This window comes from Streptomyces sp. NPDC001068 (assembly GCF_042897315.1).
Classification (GTDB): Bacteria; Actinomycetota; Actinomycetes; order Streptomycetales; family Streptomycetaceae; genus Streptomyces.
The window spans coordinates 1,172,315-1,190,594 of record NZ_JBIAYD010000001.1; the positions used below are offsets into that span (position 1 = coordinate 1,172,315).

Below are 18,280 nucleotides of genomic sequence, written 5' to 3' on the forward strand. Positions count from 1 at the left end.
AAGTCCTGGATCGTCGCCCGACAACCGGATCCGGGTCCTCCAACCCGGTTCCGGTCCGCCCGTCAGCCGACGGAGTGGACGGGCTCGGGCGCCCTGGTGGCACCGCCCGGCCCGCCATCGTCTTCCCGGCTCCCCGCTCCCGCGTCTTCTTCGTCCGCGACGGGGCCCCGCGCCGCCTGCCTGAGCTCCGCGATCGCGGCCTCGAAGTCGTCCAGCGAGTCGAAGGCCCGGTAGACGGAGGCGAATCGCAGGTAGGCGACGAGGTCGAGTTCCTGCAAGGGGCCGAGTATGGCCATCCCCACGTCGTGGGTGGTCAGCTCGGCGCTTCCGGTGGCCCGCACCGCCTCCTCGACCCGCTGGCCGAGCTGGGCGAGCGCGTCCTCGGTGACGGGCCGCCCCTGGCAGGCCTTGCGCACGCCGTTGATGACCTTGGTACGGCTGAACGGCTCGGTCACTCCGGACCGCTTCACCACCATGAGTGAGCACGTCTCCACGGTCGTGAAACGACGGGAGCAGTCGGGACACTGGCGGCGCCTGCGGATCGACGTGCCGTCGTCGGTCGTACGACTGTCGACCACACGGCTGTCGGGATGCCTGCAGAAGGGGCAGTACATGATCTCCAACCCTCCTCACAGCAGACTCGATGGCCTCGCCAGACCACTCGGGCCCCGCGAAGCAGCCCCAAGCATAGGCGATCTCAGAGGCGCCGGAGACCCGGGGGACCACAACTTGTGGGCTGCCGTAGCAATCCAACCACTAGATGTGGTGATTGGCTGATACATCGCCAGGTCGCGCGTGTCGCACACGTACCGCGACGGGGGATACGGAGATACCGTGGGCGCCGCACGGAGGTCACGTGCGACTCCGGCGCAGATCGGGGAGGTCACCCCGGCCGGCGGCGGTCCGGATGGCAGACTGGGCACACCCTCGAGGCCTTCGCCCCGGCGGCGAAGAGTACAACGGCGGGACCTCGCATCTGTCGGCCATCGCGTGGGCCATACACCCAGACATGTGATCGCGTACGGTGAACCGCGTTTTTTCACTCGAACGTGTGTTTGGCGCAACCTTTCGAAAGCTACTACCGTTGTCCAGCAGGGAGACCATCGAGAGGGGCCGACGTGACCACGACCGCAGACAGTGCCACCATCACCGCCCAGGACCGCTCCCAGGGCCGAATCGACCCGGTGCACGCCATGAACGAAGCCGTGAATCCCGAGGGGCACAAGCGCTCCCTACCGGGCCGACCTCCAGGCATCCGGGCCGACAGCTCGGGGCTCACCGACCGGCAGCGCCGGGTGATCGAGGTGATCAGGGACTCGGTGCAGCGACGGGGCTACCCGCCGTCGATGCGCGAGATCGGCCAGGCCGTCGGCCTCTCCAGCACGTCCTCGGTGGCGCACCAGCTGATGGCACTGGAGCGCAAGGGCTTCCTGCGCCGCGACCCGCACCGCCCACGCGCGTACGAGGTGCGCGGCTCCGACCAGGCCGTGACCGTGCAGCCCACGGACACCGCCGGCAAGCCGGCCGCGTCGTACGTCCCGCTGGTCGGCCGGATCGCCGCCGGCGGCCCGATCCTGGCCGAGGAGTCGGTCGAGGACGTCTTCCCTCTCCCCCGGCAGCTGGTCGGCGACGGTGAGCTGTTCGTGCTCAAGGTCGTCGGTGACTCCATGATCGAAGCCGCGATCTGCGACGGCGACTGGGTCACCGTCCGCCGCCAGCCGGTCGCCGAGAACGGCGACATCGTCGCCGCCATGCTCGACGGCGAGGCCACCGTGAAGCGCTTCAAGCGCGAGGACGGCCACGTCTGGCTCCTCCCCCACAACTCGGCCTACGAGCCGATCCCCGGTGACGACGCGACCATCCTGGGCAAGGTCGTCGCGGTCCTGCGGCGCGTCTGACGCCCGCGGCGGGCGACCGTCCGCCCGCCCTCTGATCGGGCCCCGGAACCCCTGCGCCGGTTCCGGGGTCTTGCTCTGTCCTGAGCCCCGGCGACCGCGCCCTGCGACAGCGGATCGGCCCGACCGGCGTTCGGGTCGGGCCGACCCGCTGTCACTCCGTCTCCCCCTGCCGGGCCGCCGCGTCGATGGCGGCCAGCGACTTCCGGACCTGGTTGCGGTCCGTGGTGAACCAGAAGTCCGGCAGCGACGACTTCAGATAGCCGCCGTACCTGGCGGTGGCCAGCCGTTGATCGAGTACGGCTACGACCCCTCGGTCCCCGGACGCCCGGACCAGCCGGCCGGCGCCCTGCGCCATCAGGAGCGCGGCGTGGGTGGCCGCGACCGCCATGAAGCCGTTGCCGCCCGCGTCCTCCACGGCCTTCTGCCGGGCGCTCATCAGCGGGTCGTCCGGACGCGGGAACGGGATCTTGTCCATGACGACCAGCTGGCAGCTGGGGCCGGGGACGTCGACGCCCTGCCACAGCGACAGGGTGCCGAAGAGACAGGTCCGTGGGTCCGCCGCGAAGTTCTTGATCAGTTCCCCGAGGGTCTCCTCACCCTGCAGCAGTACGGGGAACTCGGGGATCCTGACCCGCAGTTCCTCGGCGGCCTGCTGGGCTGCCCGCATCGAGGAGAAGAGCCCGAGGGTTCGGCCGCCGGCCGCCTGGATCAGCTCGGTCAGTTCGTCGAGCATGTCGGCGCGGTCGCCGTCCCGGGCCGGGCGCGAGAGGTGCTTGGCGACATAGAGGATGCCCTGCTTCGGATAGTCGAAGGGGGATCCGACGTCGACACCCTTCCACTGCGGGAGGTCCTCGCCCTCGGTGTCCTCCGGGGCAAGGCCCAGCGAGGCGCCCACGCCGTTGAAGTCACCTCCGAGTTTGAGGGTGGCCGAGGTCAGGGTGACCGAGCGGTCCGCGAACAGCTTCTCCCTGAGCAGGCCAGACACGGACATCGGGGCGACCCGCACGGAGGCGCCGAAGCGGTCGTGGCGTTCGTACCAGACGACGTCCCACTCGGAGCCGTTCACGATGCGCTCCGCCACGTCGTGCACGCCCTCCACCGAGGCCAGTGCCTGCTTGCGGACCGCGTCCTCGTCCTGGACCGACTTGTCGCGGGTGGCGCCGATCGCGGAGATCACCGTGCGGGCGGCGTCCCTGAGGGCCGCCAGGGCATAACCGAGATCCTCCGGGATCTCCTCCAGGCGGCCCGGCAGCGCCAGCTCCATCAGCCGTTCGAAGCCCTCCGCGGCGGTCTGGAGCTGGTCGGCCGCCTTCTCGTCGACCAGCTTGGCGGCGCGCCGCACCGCGCGGTTGACCTGCCCCGGGGTGAGCTCGCCGGTGGCGACGCCGGTGACCCGCGAGACCAGTTCGTGCGCCTCGTCCACGATCAGCACCTCGTGCTGCGGGAGCACCGGGGCGCCCTCGATGGCGTCGATCGCCAGCAGCGCGTGGTTCGTGACGACGACGTCCGCGAGTTTGGCCCGCTCACGGGCCATCTCCGCGAAGCACTCGGCGCCGTAGGCGCACTTGGACGCGCCCAGGCACTCGCGGGAGGAGACGGAGACCTGGGCCCAGGCCTTGTCGGAGACGCCGGGCGTGAGGCCGTCACGGTCACCGGTCTCGGTCTCGTCCGCCCAGTCCCGCAGCCGCAGCAGGTCCTGGCCCAGCTTGCTGGTCGGCGCCGCCGCCTCGAACTGGTCGAAGAGGCCCTCCTCCTCGTCCTGGGGCACGCCCTCGTGCAGCCGGTGCAGGCACAGGTAGTTCGACCTGCCCTTGAGCATCGCGAACTCCGGCCGGCGGCGCAGCAGCGGGTGCAGGGCGTCGACGGTGCGCGGCAGGTCGCGCTCCACGAGCTGTCTCTGCAGGGCGAGGGTCGCCGTCGCCACGACGACCCGCTCCCCGTGGGCCAGCGCGGGCACGAGATAGCCGAGTGACTTTCCGGTGCCGGTGCCGGCCTGGACCAGCAGATGGGATCCGTCGTCGATCGCCGCGGCGACCGATTCGGCCATGGTCACCTGGCCAGGGCGCTCCGTACCGCCGACGGCTGTGACAGCGGCGTGCAGGAGTTCAGGGAGTGAGGGCTTCGTCATAGCGCGACCACCCTACGGCCCGGCACTGACAACCGGGCGATCACGACGGGGACGCGGGGCGGGATCGGGCGGGGTGCTCCCGGACGGGGTGCTCCCGGACGGGCTGTACGGAGAAGGACCGGAAGCCGGCCAAAGGAGGGAGGGCAGGCCGGGGCGTTCGCCCGTGCCGTTTCCTCCGTTTCCTCCCCAACGGCCGGGAAGAGGCTTCCCCGTAATTCTTCCCGGCAGCGGGAACTCGACCGGCGGCCGCTTCGTACTACATGTGTACGCGCCATCACTCAGCGCTACATCAGATGACGTAGGGACCGGTCTCGCATCATGAGAGCGGCCCGTTTGGCAGGCAGGTCGAGCTCGGCGGCGTAGCGGAAGCCGGCGCCGAGGAAGGCGGCCACGGAGGGGGTGTTGCGAAGATCGGGCTCCGCGACGACGCGCGCGCAGGCCGGGCGGTGATCGAGTACGAGATCGGCAACGGCTCTGAGCAGCGCGGACCCAAGTCCCCGTCCTCGGTCGGCGGCGTCTCCGATGAGGACGTGAACCCCGGTGTCGTGCGGGCGCGCCGGGTAGTGACGGGCCAGGGGGTCCAGGTCGGCCCGGTAGATCTCCCAGTAGCTCATCGGGGTGCCGTCGAGGCTGCCCAGGCAGGACACACTCCGTCCGTCCGTCGCGAGCTGAGCACGCAGGTGGTCCTCCGTCCGCGTCTGTGGCCCGCCCAGCTGCCAGAACGCGGTGACGGCGGGGTCGTTCATCCAGCGGGTGATGACCGGCAGATCGCGTTCGACCCGGACCGGCACGAGCTGGAAGGTGCCGACGGGGGTCTCGGTGGGACCCCAGGTTCCCGGCCGGTCGAGCAGGTCGAGCGTGTCGAGTGGGCCGAGTGGGTCCTGGGGAGCGGGCCGGAGATCCTGGCCGGGCGGTACGGATGGCGCGTCGCCGAGGGGGGCGACTCCGCCGTCGTCGGGACCGGGCGTCCCGGTCGCGCCGGTGCGGGCGGGCGCATCGCGATCTTCGCCGGGCGCCTGACCGGCGAAGAGGGCGAGGAAGTCGGCGGGCAGGCGGAGGTCCAGGGTGTCCTCACAGTCCCCGCCATCCTCGGCGGGGCCTGAGCGGCCGGGGTGGACGGGGTGGACCGGTACGGGGCCTGCGTCGGCGCTCGCGTCGGTGGGAGGCATGGTGCGCTCCTCTCAGGAGACGAGGTGGGTCATGTTCCTCGGTCGGTGATGTGGATGGAGGTCGGTGGATGAGTGGATGAGGGGTGAGGAGGGACCAGTGCCACTCGGCGGAGGTCCGTGGTCGGAGAACGGCGGTCAGCTGTGGAGGGGGTTGGTGATGGTCACGTAGACGGACTGGGTGTCGACCGGGCCGACGAGTTCGTCCAGGCCGTGCAGCCGGGTCAGCAGGTTGGCCTTGCACCGCAGGACGGGTGAGTCGAGCAGGCGGCCGGGGAGGGGGGTGCGCAGTGCGGCGGGTCCGGTGGCCACGTCGGCGAGGAACCGGCGGAACGCCGCGAGCAGCAGGCGTTCGTCGGCGAGCCGCTGGGAGCCGAACGCGCCGATCAGACCGAGCACGTTGTTGATGCCGAGGTAGTAGGCGAAGCGTTCGTCGACGACCTCGTCGGAGACGAAGGTGTCGCTGTACTCGCCGATGCCTGGCAGCCGCGCCTCCAGCTCGGTCCGCCGGGACTCACGGAAGTAGTAGCCCTGGTTGTCCCGGTAGCGCCCGCCGGCGGGCCAGCCCTCGGCGTCCAGCAGGAGCAGGGTGTTCTGCTGGTGTGCCTCCAGGGCGATGCCTGCCTCACCGTCGAGCCAGAGCAGCGGGCGGACGACCTGCTCCAGGTAGCGCAGGAACCACTCGGCGCCGACCGCGCCGACGGGGCGGCCGGTGCGCTCGGCGAGCCGGGCGACCAACCGGGCGAGCCGGGACCGGCAGGGCCGCGCACCGCCGCTCGCCGCCTGGACGTCCAGGGGCAGGGGTGCGGTCAGTCCGGCGAGACAGGACACGTCGGTGGAGGGGGTGAACGGGTTGTGCCGGATCACCACGTCCAGGCCCGGTACGGGTCGGCCGTCCCGGCCGTCCACGCCCAGCCAGGCGGGGTCGCGCACGATGTCGAAGCCGGGGTGGACGGCCTGCCACCGCTTGGCCAGTCCGGCGCGCAGCAGCCGGTGCGCCTCCACACCGCGGTGGAGCTCCTTGCGGAGGTTCTCCCGGCGGGAGTTGGTGATGCGCAGCCCCAGGGACAGCTTCAGCATGGCGGGGGCGCCGGTGCGGTACACGGTTCGTACGGAGGAGGTGGGATGCCAGGGGGCGCCGAGGGGGCCCAGGTCGCGCAGGAGCCCGGCATCGAGGAGGGCGGCGGTCAACTCACGGTGCCGGATCTCACGGGCCTGCCAGGGGTGCAGGGGCAGGGCGGCCGCGTAGCCGTCCGGCAGGGGGAGGGCCGTACCGGCCAGGCTCTCCATGAGGTCCGGCGCGGGGACCGCTCGGCCGCGCTCGGTCCAGGCCGAGTCGGTGGCGAGCAGCGAGGGGGCGACCGCGATCCAGTGCAGGGGGAAGGAGCCGCGCAACTCCGGTGAGTAGAGCCGGGCTTCGGAGTCGGTCAGGCCCTCGCGGCTCTTCGGGGTCGGGTGCAGCGGATGGCCCAGCAGGAGGGCCTGCTCGGCGGCGAGAAAGCGGTCGGGGCCGTCGGTGGGGTGAGTGCGGCGGTCCGTGATGAAGGCGGCCGTGCGACGGACGGAGTCGGCGACCCGGGCCACGAGGTCACCGACGTCCGGCGTGGCCTGCGTACGGGCGGCGCCTTCGGCGGGGCGAGGTGTGCCATCGGGCAGACGGTGGTCGCCGTCGAGACGGAAGGTGTCGGCGTCGGAGCGCAGAAAGCGGCCGTTGGCGGGCTGGGCACCGATCCCTTCGACCGGACCGGGATTGCCGTCGGCCTGGCGGGGGACGGTCTCGGCCTGACGCGGGAGGGCCTCGGCCTGACGCGGAACGGTCTCGGCCTGATGCGGGATGGTCTCCGCCTGGTGGGGAAACAGCTCGGACTGATGGGGGAACGGCTCGGACTGATGAGGGAACGACTCGGACTGGTGGAGTCCCGCGTCGGCCTGATGAGGGAACGGCTCGGACTGATGGGCACCCGCATCGGCCTGGTGAGGGAACGGCTCGTGCTGATGGGCACCGGCGTCGGCCAGATGGGGGAACGGCTCGACCTGGTGAGGGACGGTGTCGGCCTGACGTGGGACCGTCTCGGCGCCGCCCGGGGCCGCCTCGGGGTGACTCTGCGTGTCCCAGGCCGTTCCGGTCGTCTCCCGGCCCAACAGGACCGCGAGGGTGACCGCGTCGACGGGCGGGGCGGTGTCGGGAACGCCGGCCAGACGGGGGTGGCCGAAGCGGTGCCAGCCGGTCGCGGACCAGTACCGGACCGGCACAAGGAGGGTCGCACCGGTGGCGGTGAACGGAATACGGAGGATGCCGGAGTCGGGCACGGGGAGGTTCGTCTCGCGGACCCAGCAGCGCAGCAGGTTGTCCACCGCGGCGGCCTGGGCGGCCACGTCCGGGTCGGGGTGTTCCAGAAGGTCCGCGGTGTCGTCACGGGGCCGCTCGGGCGGGAGGGTGCGTCCGCGTTGCTGGGGAACCGACTCGGCAAGGGGAACGGGGCGTCCCTGTGGGCCTTGGTCTCCGTGGTCGTCGGGGGCGGGGGTGGCGTTCAAGGGGGTTCCTCGGGTGGCTTGAGCGGTGCGGGGCCGGCCGTCGGCTCTTCGCATACGACGGCCGACGACCATCGGCCGTCATATGCGGAGAACTCGGCTGTCGGGGAGGTGAGTCGAGTGCCGGTTTTCCTTTCGAGGGAGGTGGGGACGGTGTGGGGATTCGGGCACGGCCCGGTCGCGGTGAGTCATCCGGTCCGGGCGTCCGGAGCGACCGATTCGCCTCGGCGACGCGAGACGCCCGGGGTGATCCCGGCGGTCCGGCGGCGGAGGACGGCCCGCCCGCCGGTCCCGGGACCGGTCCCAGGACCGGTGCCGGCGCCGGTTCCGGCCCGAAGCGCGGGCGCCTTCCGGACGGTTCGCCGGTCCGGTACCGGCCGGGTCGTCCGTCCGGCTCGGTCGCCGTGGGCGCGGTGGCCGGTCGGCCCGGTGTGGACGCGCGCGCTAGCCGGCCGGCTCGTGGCGGCCCTCGGATCGGCCGGGCCGACGGACGCCGTGAGCTGCCGGGTCACGGGCAACCGCCGTGACGGCGTCGGCGAGGCGGTCCAGGACGGCGGTGGCCTGTTCGTCGGTGATGGTCAGCGGCGGAAGGAGTCGTACGACGCCGCCGTGGCGGCCGCCGAGCTCGACGATCAGTCCGCGGTCCAGACACGCGCGCTGCACGGCGGAGGCCAGTTCGGGAGCGGCCGGGAGCGGCCGGGGCCGAGCCGGTCCGCCGTACCCGCTCACCGCACTCCCGTCCCGGCCACGCTCCGTGCCGCCGCCCCGAAGGCGCCCGTCCGCCGTACCGTCGCCCGCGCCCGCTCCGTCAGCTCCGTCCCACGCGGCACCCCGGATCCCCTCCGGTCCGTCCCCGGCCGTGTCACCGGTCGGCCGTACACCGCCCCGAACGGCGTTCCGGCGCGTCCCCGCACCGTCCTGGCCGGCCGCGGCGCGCCCCGAGTTCTCTCCGACGGCCGCCGCGTATCCGCCCTGCGCGGACCCGGTGTCGCGCTCGCCCTCCGGGTCCACCAGTTCCAGCCCGATCATCAGGCCTCGTCCTCGGACATCGCCCACGCACGCGAACTCCTCCTGGAGGCCGCGCAGCTGGGAGAGCATGCGGGAGCCGAGCAGGCCCGCACGTTCGGCGAGGCCGTTCTCCCGGACGTGGGCGAGGGTGGCCGCGCCTGCGGCCATGGCGAGCTGGTTGCCACGGAAGGTGCCGGCGTGGGCGCCGGGATCCCAGACGTCGAGATCGTCGCGGTAGACGACGACGGCAAGGGGGAGGCTGCCGCCGATGGCCTTGGACAGGACCATCACGTCGGGGGTGACGCCACTGTGCTCGACGGCCCAGAAGGCGCCGGTCCTGCCGACCCCGGTCTGGATCTCGTCGGCGATGAGGGGGACGGACCGGTCGGCGGTGATCCGGCGCATCCGCCGGAGCCAGTCGTCGGGTGCCGGGATCACCCCGCCCTCGCCCTGGACGGGTTCGAGGATCATCCCGGCGGGCAGCGGAACGCCGGACTTCGGGTCGTCGAGGACGGACTCGGTCCAGCGGGCCGCGAGTTCGGCGCCTCCCGGGCCGCCGACGCCGAAGGGGCACCGGTAGTCCTGGGGGTAGGGCAGCCGTGCGACCTGTACGTCACGGGCCCCACCGGAGGCGGCCAGCGCGCCGCTGGTCATGCCGTGGTAGGCGCCGGTGAAGGACACGATGCCGGAGCGGCCGGTCGCCGCCCGGACCAGCTTGAAGGCGGCCTCGACGGCGTCCGTCCCGGCGGGCCCGCAGAACTGGACGCGGGCACGGTCCGCGAGTCCGGGAGGCAGGGTGCGGAACAGCTCGGTGATGAAGGCGTCCTTGACGGGGGTGGCCAGGTCGAGGACGGAGAGCGGGGCGCCGGAGTCCAGGACTCCGCGGATGGCTTCGAGCACGACCGGATGGTTGTGGCCGAGCGCGAGGGTGCCCGCACCGGAGAGGCAGTCCAGGTAGCGGCGGCCGTCAGCGCCCTCGATGGTCAGGCCGCGAGCCCGCAGAGGCACGATGGGAAGGGCGCGCGCGTAGGTCCGCGCCCGCGACTCGCGCGCGGACTGACGTCTCAGGATCCCCTCGTGCGCCTCACGCGCTCCCTCGAACGTCTCCCCGGTCACCGACTCCGTAACGGCCACGGCTCGCTGTCCTCCCCGGTGTCCACAGGCGAGTTGATCGACGGGCACCGGGCACAGGCAGCGGGACCCCCACCGCTACCAACCCAGGATCGGCCATCCGGTTACGGGTTACCGCGAGATCATTACCTTGGCGGCGCCATGGACACGGGTGAACAGCGGGCACGCGCACCGGCACCGGCCCATCAGCCGACCGGCTCACCCGGCAACTGGTTTCCCTCAGGCCACCCCGCTCGGACCGTCGGGAGACGACCCGTACTCAGCCGTCCGGGACAGCACGGTTCGACAAGGGCGACGAGGGCGACGAGGTCGGTGTGATCGGGATGATCGGAGTGATCGGGATGACCGACGCCGGTGGGGTCCGTCCCGGACCGCCCGTAGCGAAACCGTTGCTCTTCCATGGGCGGGTCCGCACAGCGAGCACATAGTGTGACGGTCAAGTTCCTTACCAACAGGGGGAGTCACCAGCATGCGATCCATCCGGCCGTCGTTCACCCTTCGAAGGGGCGCGCCCCGGGCGCTGGCGGCCGTCGCCCTCGCTTCGGCGCTGGCGCTGACCGCCACCGCCTGCGACAGCTCCGGCGACGACAACGCGGGCGGCCCGGCGTCCGCGTCCGCCACGGCCGACACCGGCGACGGCAAGATCAAGATCCCGGACGACATCAAGAACAGGCTCAAAGAGCACGGGATCGACATCGACAAGTGGAAGCACGGCGCCTGGAAGAACTGGGACAGGGACGACTGGCTGCGCGAGGCCAACGACTTCGTCAACCCGATCATCAGGGGGCTGTGGAACCCGAACCGGATGCGGGACGCCGACGACCCGGACAAGAACAAGGGCGTCGACGACAACGACCTCTCGGGTGACCAGGGGGTGACGGACCCGACGCCGGAGCCGGTCGAGGCGAAGGCCGTACGCCCGGCGTACCACGCCAACGTGGCCACCGCCGGGAAGGTGTTCTTCGACTCCCCCGAAGGCACGATGGTCTGCTCGGCGACGGTCGTCGAGGATCCGGCGCACCCGGGCAAGTCCAACCTCGTGTGGACGGCGGGCCATTGCGTGCACGCCGGCAAGAACGGCGGCTGGTACCGCAACATCGCGTTCGTACCGTCGTACAACGACCAGGGGCTGACCGGCACCGCGCTGGCGCAGGCGACGCGGTCCCAGATCGCGCCGTACGGCGTCTGGTGGGGTGACGGGGCCCAGACCTCGCAGCAGTGGATCGACCAGGGCGGGGAGACCGGCGGCGACGGCGCGTCGTACGACTACGCCGTGATCCATGTGACGCCGGAGCAGGGCGGTGACGGCAAGTCCCTGGAGGAGACGGTCGGTTCGGCGCTCCCGGTGAAGTTCGACGCGCCGGCCGTGCCGAAGGTGTCGGGCATCACGGCCACCGGGTATCCGGCGGCGAAGCCCTACGACGGGTCGCTGCTGTACCAGTGCGCGGACAAGCCGGGGCGGCTGTCGGTCGACGCGTCGGCGCCGACGATGTACCGGATCGGTTGCACGATGACCGGTGGTGCCTCGGGTGGCGGCTGGGTGGAGACGGGCTCCGACGGCAAGGCCGCGCTGGTGTCCAACACGTCCATCGGGCCGGTGAGTTCGGGGTGGCTCGCGGGGCCGCGGTTCGGTGATGTGGCGAAGGGTGTGTACGAGGGGGTCAGCAAGGAGTTCGCTGGTCGGTGAGGGACGGGTCCCGTCGTCGCGCCGTGGTGGACGCGGTGCGTCGGCGGGACGCTCGCCGTCGTGGTCGGCGGCGCGGTCCCCGCACCCCCAGGTAGCCGAATGGGCCGCCCCCGCGAAGGGGGCGGCCCATTCGGCTACGGGCTGTCACACGGCCGGAGCCGCCACGTACGGCGTCAGTTCCGCCGCCAGTTCCTCGTGCACCCGGACCTTGAGCAGGGTGCCCTCGGCGGTGTGCTCCTCGGAGAGGACCTCGCCCTCGTTGTGCGCGCGGGCGACGAGCTTGCCGTGGGTGTAGGGGACGAGCGCCTCGATCTCGACCGACGGGCGGGGCAGCTCGTCGTCGATCAGGGCGAGCAGCTCCTGGATGCCCTGGCCGGTGCGGGCGGAGACCGCGATGGAGCGCTTCTCGTTGCGCAGCAGGCGCTGCAGGACGAGCGGGTCGGCCGCGTCCGCCTTGTTGATCACGACGACCTCGGGTACGTCGGTGGCGCCGACGTCCCTGATCACCTCGCGCACGGCGGCCAGCTGCTCCTCCGGTACCGGGTGCGAGCCGTCGACCACGTGCAGGATCAGGTCGGCGTCGCCGACCTCCTCCATGGTGGAGCGGAACGCCTCGACCAGGTGGTGGGGCAGATGGCGCACGAATCCGACGGTGTCGGCCAGCGTGTAGAGGCGGCCGCTCGGGGTCTCCGCGCGGCGGACGGTCGGGTCCAGGGTCGCGAACAGGGCGTTCTCGACCAGGACACCGGCGCCGGTAAGGCGGTTGAGCAGGGAGGACTTTCCGGCGTTGGTGTAGCCGGCGATGGCGACGGACGGCACCTTGTGGCGCTTGCGCTCCTGGCGCTTGATGTCGCGGCCGGTCTTCATCTCCGCGATCTCCCGGCGCATCTTCGCCATCTTCTCGCGGATCCGCCGCCGGTCCGTCTCGATCTTGGTCTCACCGGGGCCACGGGTGGCGAGGCCGCCGCCCGAGCCGCCGCCCATCTGCCGGGACAGCGACTGACCCCAGCCGCGCAGGCGCGGCAGCATGTACTGCATCTGCGCGAGCGCGACCTGCGCCTTGCCCTCTCGGGACTTGGCGTGCTGGGCGAAGATGTCCAGGATCAGGGCGGTCCGGTCGATGACCTTGACCTTGACGACGTCCTCCAGCTGGATCAGCTGGCCGGGGCTCAGCTCACCGTCGCAGATGACGGTGTCCGCGCCGCTCTCGACGACGATGTCGCGCAGTTCCAGGGCCTTGCCGGAGCCGATGTAGGTGGCCGCGTCGGGCTTGTCACGGCGCTGGATGACGCCGTCGAGCACCAGCGCGCCCGCCGTCTCGGCGAGGGCGGCCAGCTCCGCGAGGGAGTTGTCCGCGTCCTGCACGGTGCCCGTGGTCCACACCCCGACCAGTACCACCCGCTCCAGGCGGAGCTGGCGGTACTCGACCTCGGTGACGTCCTCGAGCTCGGTGGAGAGGCCGGCGACACGGCGCAGGGCCGCACGCTCGGAGCGGTCGAACTGGTCGCCGTCCCGCTCTCCGTCGATCTCGTGGCTCCAGGCGACGTCCTCTTCCATCAGGGCATCGGCCCGAAGACCTTCGGGGTAGTCCTGCGCGAGGCGCCTGGTGTCCTGGGAAGGGGAAGAAGAGGAGGTCATTGGGTCCTTACGTCGATGGGGATGCCGATATCGGCGTTCGCTTTCTCAACGTACGGGTACCCCGGGAGATTCCCCGCGACCCGTACCGCGCCGACCTGATGATGGTCGCACGGTACGCACCGTCCCGGCACCGTGTTATTCCGGGGGCCGCGCCGCCGTCACTTCCTGGACTGCTTGGCCGGGGCGGCGACCTGCTTCCAGTCCGGATGGCCGGGCATCGGCGGGGTCTTCTCGCCGTACAGCCAGGCGTCGAAGAAGCCGGTGAGGTCGCGGTTCGCGATCGACGACGCCAGCCGGACGAAGTCGGCGGTGGTGGCGGTGTCGTCCCTGTGCTGCCGCACCCAGATCCGCTCCAGGCGTTCGAAGGCGGGCCTGCCGATCTCCTGGCGCAGGGCGTAGAGGGCGAGGGCGGCACCGTCGTAGATGCTGGGGCGGAAAATGCCGATCTTCTGCCCCGGGTCGGGCACCTTGGGGCGGGCGGGCGGTCCGCCGGCGGCGCGCCAGCGGTCGGAGGCGCCGTAGGCGGCCTTCATGCGGTTGATCATGGGCTGCTTGCCCTTCTCCTCCGCGTAGAGGGCCTCGTACCAGGTGGCATGGCCCTCGTTCAGCCAGACGTCCGACCAGGTCCGCGGGCTGACGCTGTCGCCGAACCACTGGTGGGACAGCTCGTGCACCATGATCGACTCGATGTACCACTTGGGGTAGGCGGGCTCGGTGAACAGGCCCTTCTCGAAGAGCGAGAGGGTCTGGGTCTCCAGCTCGAAGCCCGTGGACGCCTGCGCCATGAGCACGCCGTAGGTCTCGAAGGGGTAGATGCCGACCTTCCCCTCCAGCCAGGCGATCTGGTCCGGGGTCTTGGCCAGCCAGGGTTCGAGGGTCTTGGCGTCGGCGCTCGGGACGACGTCCCGGACGGGCAGGCCGTGCGGGCCCTTGCGGCGCAGGACGGCGGAGCGGCCGATGGAGACCTGGGCCAGCTCGGTGGCCATGGGGTGCTGGGTGCGGTAGGTCCAGGTGGTCTGGCCGCCGACCCGGACGGACTCGGTGGGGAGGCCGTTGGCGACGACGGTGTAGCCGTTCGGGGCGGTGACGTGGAAGGTGAACATCGCCTTGTCGGACGGGTGGTCGTTGCACGGGAAGACCAGGTGGGCGGCGTCGGCCTGGTTGGCCATGGCGAGCCCGTCGGTGGTCTGCACCCAGCCGCCGTCCTGGCCCTTGGCCGCCACCGGGTCGCTGGTGTGCTTCACCGTGATCCGGGTCCAGCTGCCCTGCCGCAGCGGCCGGTCCGGGGTGACGACCAGGTCCTCGCCGGCGCTCTCGAAGGCGGCGGGGCGGCCGTCCACCGTGACGGACTCGACCTTGCCGTGCGCGAAGTCCAGGTTGATCCGGTCCAGGTCCCGGGTGGTCGAGGCGGCGATGTCGGTGACGGCCTGGAGAGGCTTGTCGTTGCTGCCGGGATAGGTGAGGGAGAGGTCGTACGACGCCACGTCGTACCCCGGGTTGCCGAGGTAGGGGAAGAGACGGTCTCCGATGCCCAGCGGAACCGGCGGGGCACTCGCGCCGAGCAGGGCGACGGAGACGGCGGAGGCGAGCAGCGCGGCGTGCCGGCGCCGGGGCCGACGGGCGCGGAGGGTGAGCGACATGGACCACCGCTACCAGCGCGCTCCCGGCTCGCGGGGAAGCGGCGCGCCCAATCCACTCGAACGGGTACTTACTGGTGTTGCGCTCGGTCCACGTCGTACACGCCGGCCACGTTGCGCATCGCGCGCATCAGGGCGGGCAGGTGGGCCGCGTCGGGGAGCTCGACGGTGTAGGTGTGGCGGACCCGCTGCTGGCTCGGGGGTTCCACGGTCGCCGAGACGATCTCGGCGCCCTCCTGGGCCATCGCCTCGGTGAGGTCCGCGAGCAGATGGGGGCGGCCGAACGATTCGGCGACCAGGGTGACCCGGCAGGCGGTGCTGTCACCCCAGCTCACGGCGGTCTCGGGGCGCCCGGTGCCCTTCATGTGGGCCACCGCCGCGCACGCCACACGGTGCACGGTGACCACTCCGCCGCGCACGGCGAAGCCGGTGACCTCGTCGGGCGGTACGGGGGTGCAGCAGCCGGCCAGTCGCACGGTCGCGTCGGGCCGGTCGGCGACCATGGCGTTGGCGGTCCGGGGCGTGGCGGTCTGGGGCTCGGGGACCGGGCGGGTGGGTACCGCCACTGGGGTGTGGGGCTCTTCGGCGCTGTCCGGATGGGTGGCCAGCCAGCGCTGGATCGCGATGCGCGCGGCGGGCGTGTGGGCGTGCTCCAGCCATTCCCGGGAGGGTTCGGAGGCCGGGTCCTGGCCCATCAGCAGCTGGACGGTGTCGCCGTCCTTCAGCACGGTGCTGAGGGTGGCGAGGCGGCCGTTGACCCGGGCGCCGATACAGGCGTGCGCGTCCTCGCCGTACTGGGCGTAGGCGGCGTCCACGCAGGTGGCGCCCTCGGGGAGGCCGAGGGTGCCGCCGTCGGGACGGAAGACGGTGATCTCCCGGTCCTGGGCCAGGTCCTCGCGGAGGGTGGACCAGAAGGTGTCCGTGTCGGGCGCGGCCTTCTGCCAGTCGAGCAGGCGGGAGAGCCAGCCGGGGCGGGTCGGGTCGGCGCGCTCGCCGTCGGCGGGCGCGTCGGAGGCGTCGGTGACGGGCGCGTCGGGGGCGAGGGCGTCGGCGGCCGGGGCGTAGGGATTGCCGAGGGCGACGACGCCGGCCTCCGCGACCTTGTGCATCTGGTGGGTGCGGATGAGGACCTCGGCGACCTGTCCGTCGGCGCGGGCCACCGCCGTGTGCAGCGACTGGTACAGGTTGAACTTGGGTACGGCGATGAAGTCCTTGAACTCCGAGACGACCGGGGTCATGCAGGTGTGCAGTTCACCGAGGACGGCGTAGCAGTCGGCGTCCTCGTTGACCAGCACCAGCAGGCGGCCGAAGTCCGCGCCGCGCAGTTCGCCGCGTTTGCGGCTGACGCGGTGGACGGAGACGAAGTGCCGTGGCCGGATGAGGACTTCGGCCGGGATGTCGGCCTCGCGCAGCACTCCGCGCACCTCGTCTGCGATGTCGGCGAGGGGGTCGTCCGCGCGGGCCGCGTTCTGCGCGATCAGCTCTCTGGTGTGCGCGCACTCCTCGGGGTGCAGGATGGCGAAGACGAGATCCTCCAGCTCGGTCTTCAGGGCCTGCACGCCGAGCCGTTCGGCGAGCGGGATGAGGACGTCACGCGTGACCTTGGCGATGCGCTCCTGCTTCTCGGGACGCATCACGCCGAGGGTGCGCATGTTGTGCAGACGGTCGGCGAGCTTGATCGACATCACCCGCACGTCGCTGCCGGTGGCGACGAGCATCTTCCGGAACGTCTCGGGTTCGGCGGCCGCCCCGTAGTCGACCTTCTCGAGTTTCGTCACCCCGTCGACCAGGTAACGGACCTCCTCGCCGAACTGTTCCCGCACCTGGTCGAGGGTCACGTCGGTGTCCTCGACGGTGTCGTGGAGCAGGGAGGCCGTCAGGGTCGTGGTCTCGGCCCCGAGTTCGGCGAGGATCAGGGTGACCGCGAGGGGGTGGGTGATGTAGGGCTCGCCGCTCTTGCGCATCTGGCCGCGGTGCGAGGACTCGGCCAGCACCCAGGCGCGGCGCAGGGGTTCGAGGTCGGCGTCGGGGTGGTGGGCCCGGTGCGCCTCCGCGACATGGCCGATGGCGTCGGGGAGTTTGCCGCGGGCCGCGTTGCCGAGCAGCGCGGCCCGGCCGAGCCGACGCAGGTCGATCCTGGCGCGGGCCTTCCTGCGGGCCGCTGTGGGCACTACAGGTCCGGGCGTCGCAGGGTTCGTGGCCTCCGCACTCATGGGCACCTCCGGCTCGTGAACCGGCAGACGGGGCCCCAGGGCATACACGGCTCAGGGATTGGTGACGTTCCCCCGTCCGTGCCGGTGCTTGATGCTACCGAGCCCAACACGCCCGACCGACCGCCTCTCGCCGAGCGTGAAACGGATCACCCATTCGAGCGACGACTTGGTGGTTTACGATTTTGCGCCACCTGTTCGGGGGGTGGCCGACGTTTCTCGCCGCCGGGCCCAACGTAGGCCATGGATCCGGGGGTTGCACGACACCCCGGACCACGGTTCGCTGTCGCCCACCGATTCAGCGGACGGCGCTTTCCAGCCAATCGGCGTCGATCTCACCCTCGGCCACGATCACGGCGGGGCCGGTCATCTCGACCTCTCCGTCGGGTCGCTCGGTGATGACGAGGCGTCCGCCGGGCACGTCCACGGTGTACGTCGCCGGGGTTCCGGTGACGGCCGGGTCGGCGCCGTCACGCCGGGCGGTGGCCACGGCGACCGCGCAGGCGCCGGTGCCGCAGGAACGGGTCTCGCCGGAACCCCGCTCGTGCACGCGCATCGCGACGTGCCGCGGGCCGCGGTCGACGACGAACTCGACGTTGACCCCGTCCGGGTAGGCGGAGGCCGGGCTGAAGGGGGGCGGGCTGCAGAGGTCGCCGGCGTCGGCGAGGTCCCCGACGAAGGCGACGGCGTGCGGGTTGCCCATGTTCACGTTCCGGGCGGGCCAGGTACGGTCGCCGACGCGCACCGTGACGTCGCTCTCGGGGAGGCGGGCACGGCCCATGCCGACGGTGACATCGCCGTCCTTGGCGATGTGGACCGTCTTCACCCCGCCGCGGGTGGCGACGGCGAGGTCGCCCTCCGCGGCCTGACCGGCGTGCTGGAGGTAGCGGGCGAAGACGCGCACGCCGTTGCCGCACATCTCGGCGATCGAGCCGTCGCCGTTGCGGTAGTCCATGAACCACTCCGCGTCGGCGGCCATCCCCTTGGCCTCGGGGTGCGCGGCGGACCGGACGACGTGCAGCACGCCGTCCGCGCCGATGCCCGACCGGCGGTCGCACAGGGCGGCCACGGCGGCCGGAGTGAGGTCCAGGGCGTTGTCCGGGTCCGGGACGATCACGAAGTCGTTCTCGGTGCCGTGGCCCTTGAGGAAGGGGATGCTCATCCTTCGAGGGTACGGGAGTGGCGCACGCCGGTCCGGCTGCGGGCCGGTGGGGCCGGTCGCGCGACCGGCCACGTCCCTGCGGA

At 71.9% G+C, this 18,280-nt stretch carries 11 protein-coding genes; 2 read left to right on the plus strand and 9 right to left on the minus strand.

Features of this window, described 5'->3' with window-relative positions; translation table 11 throughout:
- Nucleotides 1–62: 62 nt before the first annotated feature.
- The gene (nrdR, locus tag ACFY3I_RS05005) at nucleotides 63–614 is read right to left on the minus strand and encodes a transcriptional regulator NrdR (protein WP_365288647.1); all 552 of its coding nucleotides are present in this window, start codon (nucleotides 612–614) and stop codon (nucleotides 63–65) included.
- Nucleotides 615–1,118: 504 nt separating this feature from the next.
- Between nrdR and lexA the strand changes: the two genes are divergently transcribed.
- Complete coding sequence (gene lexA / locus ACFY3I_RS05010; RefSeq protein WP_123973581.1) at nucleotides 1,119–1,898, plus strand: transcriptional repressor LexA; 780 nt, start codon at nucleotides 1,119–1,121, stop codon at nucleotides 1,896–1,898.
- A gap of 151 nt (nucleotides 1,899–2,049) precedes the next feature.
- Here the strand turns inward: lexA and ACFY3I_RS05015 are convergent, their stop codons facing one another.
- The 4 genes from ACFY3I_RS05015 to ACFY3I_RS05030 form a co-directional block, all read right to left on the minus strand.
- Nucleotides 2,050–4,026 carry an ATP-dependent DNA helicase gene (locus ACFY3I_RS05015; protein WP_390859342.1) on the minus strand — a complete coding sequence of 659 codons (1,977 nt, stop codon included), beginning with the start codon at nucleotides 4,024–4,026 and terminating at the stop codon, nucleotides 2,050–2,052.
- A 284-nt stretch (nucleotides 4,027–4,310) separates the two neighbouring features.
- Nucleotides 4,311–5,195 (minus strand): GNAT family N-acetyltransferase, encoded by an 885-nt coding sequence (locus tag ACFY3I_RS05020; protein WP_390859343.1) that lies wholly within the window; start codon nucleotides 5,193–5,195, stop codon nucleotides 4,311–4,313.
- Nucleotides 5,196–5,330: 135 nt separating this feature from the next.
- On the minus strand, nucleotides 5,331–7,052 hold the full coding sequence (locus ACFY3I_RS05025) for an IucA/IucC family protein (RefSeq protein ID WP_390859432.1): 1,722 nt from the start codon (nucleotides 7,050–7,052) through the stop codon (nucleotides 5,331–5,333).
- 1,116 nt (nucleotides 7,053–8,168) lie between these two features.
- Entirely contained in the window at nucleotides 8,169–9,866 is a 1,698-nt protein-coding gene (locus ACFY3I_RS05030; protein WP_390859344.1) for a diaminobutyrate--2-oxoglutarate transaminase family protein, read from the minus strand.
- 466 nt (nucleotides 9,867–10,332) lie between these two features.
- Here ACFY3I_RS05030 and ACFY3I_RS05035 point away from each other — a divergent pair, with 466 nt between their 5' ends.
- Nucleotides 10,333–11,550 (plus strand): trypsin-like serine peptidase, encoded by a 1,218-nt coding sequence (locus tag ACFY3I_RS05035; RefSeq protein WP_390859345.1) that lies wholly within the window; start codon nucleotides 10,333–10,335, stop codon nucleotides 11,548–11,550.
- A 144-nt stretch (nucleotides 11,551–11,694) separates the two neighbouring features.
- Here ACFY3I_RS05035 and hflX read toward each other — a convergent pair whose 3' ends face one another.
- The 4 genes from hflX to dapF all read right to left on the minus strand — a co-directional run bounded on the left by hflX (nucleotide 11,695) and on the right by dapF (nucleotide 18,197).
- Nucleotides 11,695–13,188 carry a GTPase HflX gene (gene hflX / locus ACFY3I_RS05040; RefSeq protein WP_365288634.1) on the minus strand — a complete coding sequence of 498 codons (1,494 nt, stop codon included), beginning with the start codon at nucleotides 13,186–13,188 and terminating at the stop codon, nucleotides 11,695–11,697.
- 158 nt (nucleotides 13,189–13,346) lie between these two features.
- Nucleotides 13,347–14,828 carry a M1 family metallopeptidase gene (locus ACFY3I_RS05045; RefSeq protein WP_390859346.1) on the minus strand — a complete coding sequence of 494 codons (1,482 nt, stop codon included), beginning with the start codon at nucleotides 14,826–14,828 and terminating at the stop codon, nucleotides 13,347–13,349.
- A gap of 68 nt (nucleotides 14,829–14,896) precedes the next feature.
- Nucleotides 14,897–17,038 carry a RelA/SpoT family protein gene (locus ACFY3I_RS05050; RefSeq protein ID WP_390859347.1) on the minus strand — a complete coding sequence of 714 codons (2,142 nt, stop codon included), beginning with the start codon at nucleotides 17,036–17,038 and terminating at the stop codon, nucleotides 14,897–14,899.
- A 295-nt stretch (nucleotides 17,039–17,333) separates the two neighbouring features.
- On the minus strand, nucleotides 17,334–18,197 hold the full coding sequence (gene dapF / locus ACFY3I_RS05055) for a diaminopimelate epimerase (protein ID WP_390859348.1): 864 nt from the start codon (nucleotides 18,195–18,197) through the stop codon (nucleotides 17,334–17,336).
- Between the last annotated feature and the right edge of the window lie 83 nt (nucleotides 18,198–18,280).

What these genes read in the sequence shown, in the direction of transcription:
- hflX (WP_365288634.1), bottom strand. Translation starts at nt 13,188, where the DNA reads ATGACCTCCTCTTCTTCCCCTTCCCAGGACACCAGGCGCCTCGCGCAG.
- nrdR (WP_365288647.1), bottom strand. Translation starts at nt 614, where the DNA reads ATGTACTGCCCCTTCTGCAGGCATCCCGACAGCCGTGTGGTCGACAGT.
- ACFY3I_RS05020 (WP_390859343.1), bottom strand. Translation starts at nt 5,195, where the DNA reads ATGCCTCCCACCGACGCGAGCGCCGACGCAGGCCCCGTACCGGTCCAC.
- ACFY3I_RS05035 (WP_390859345.1), top strand. Translation starts at nt 10,333, where the DNA reads ATGCGATCCATCCGGCCGTCGTTCACCCTTCGAAGGGGCGCGCCCCGG.
- ACFY3I_RS05050 (WP_390859347.1), bottom strand. Translation starts at nt 17,038, where the DNA reads ATGAGTGCGGAGGCCACGAACCCTGCGACGCCCGGACCTGTAGTGCCC.
- ACFY3I_RS05015 (WP_390859342.1), bottom strand. Translation starts at nt 4,026, where the DNA reads ATGACGAAGCCCTCACTCCCTGAACTCCTGCACGCCGCTGTCACAGCC.
- dapF (WP_390859348.1), bottom strand. Translation starts at nt 18,197, where the DNA reads ATGAGCATCCCCTTCCTCAAGGGCCACGGCACCGAGAACGACTTCGTG.
- ACFY3I_RS05045 (WP_390859346.1), bottom strand. Translation starts at nt 14,828, where the DNA reads ATGTCGCTCACCCTCCGCGCCCGTCGGCCCCGGCGCCGGCACGCCGCG.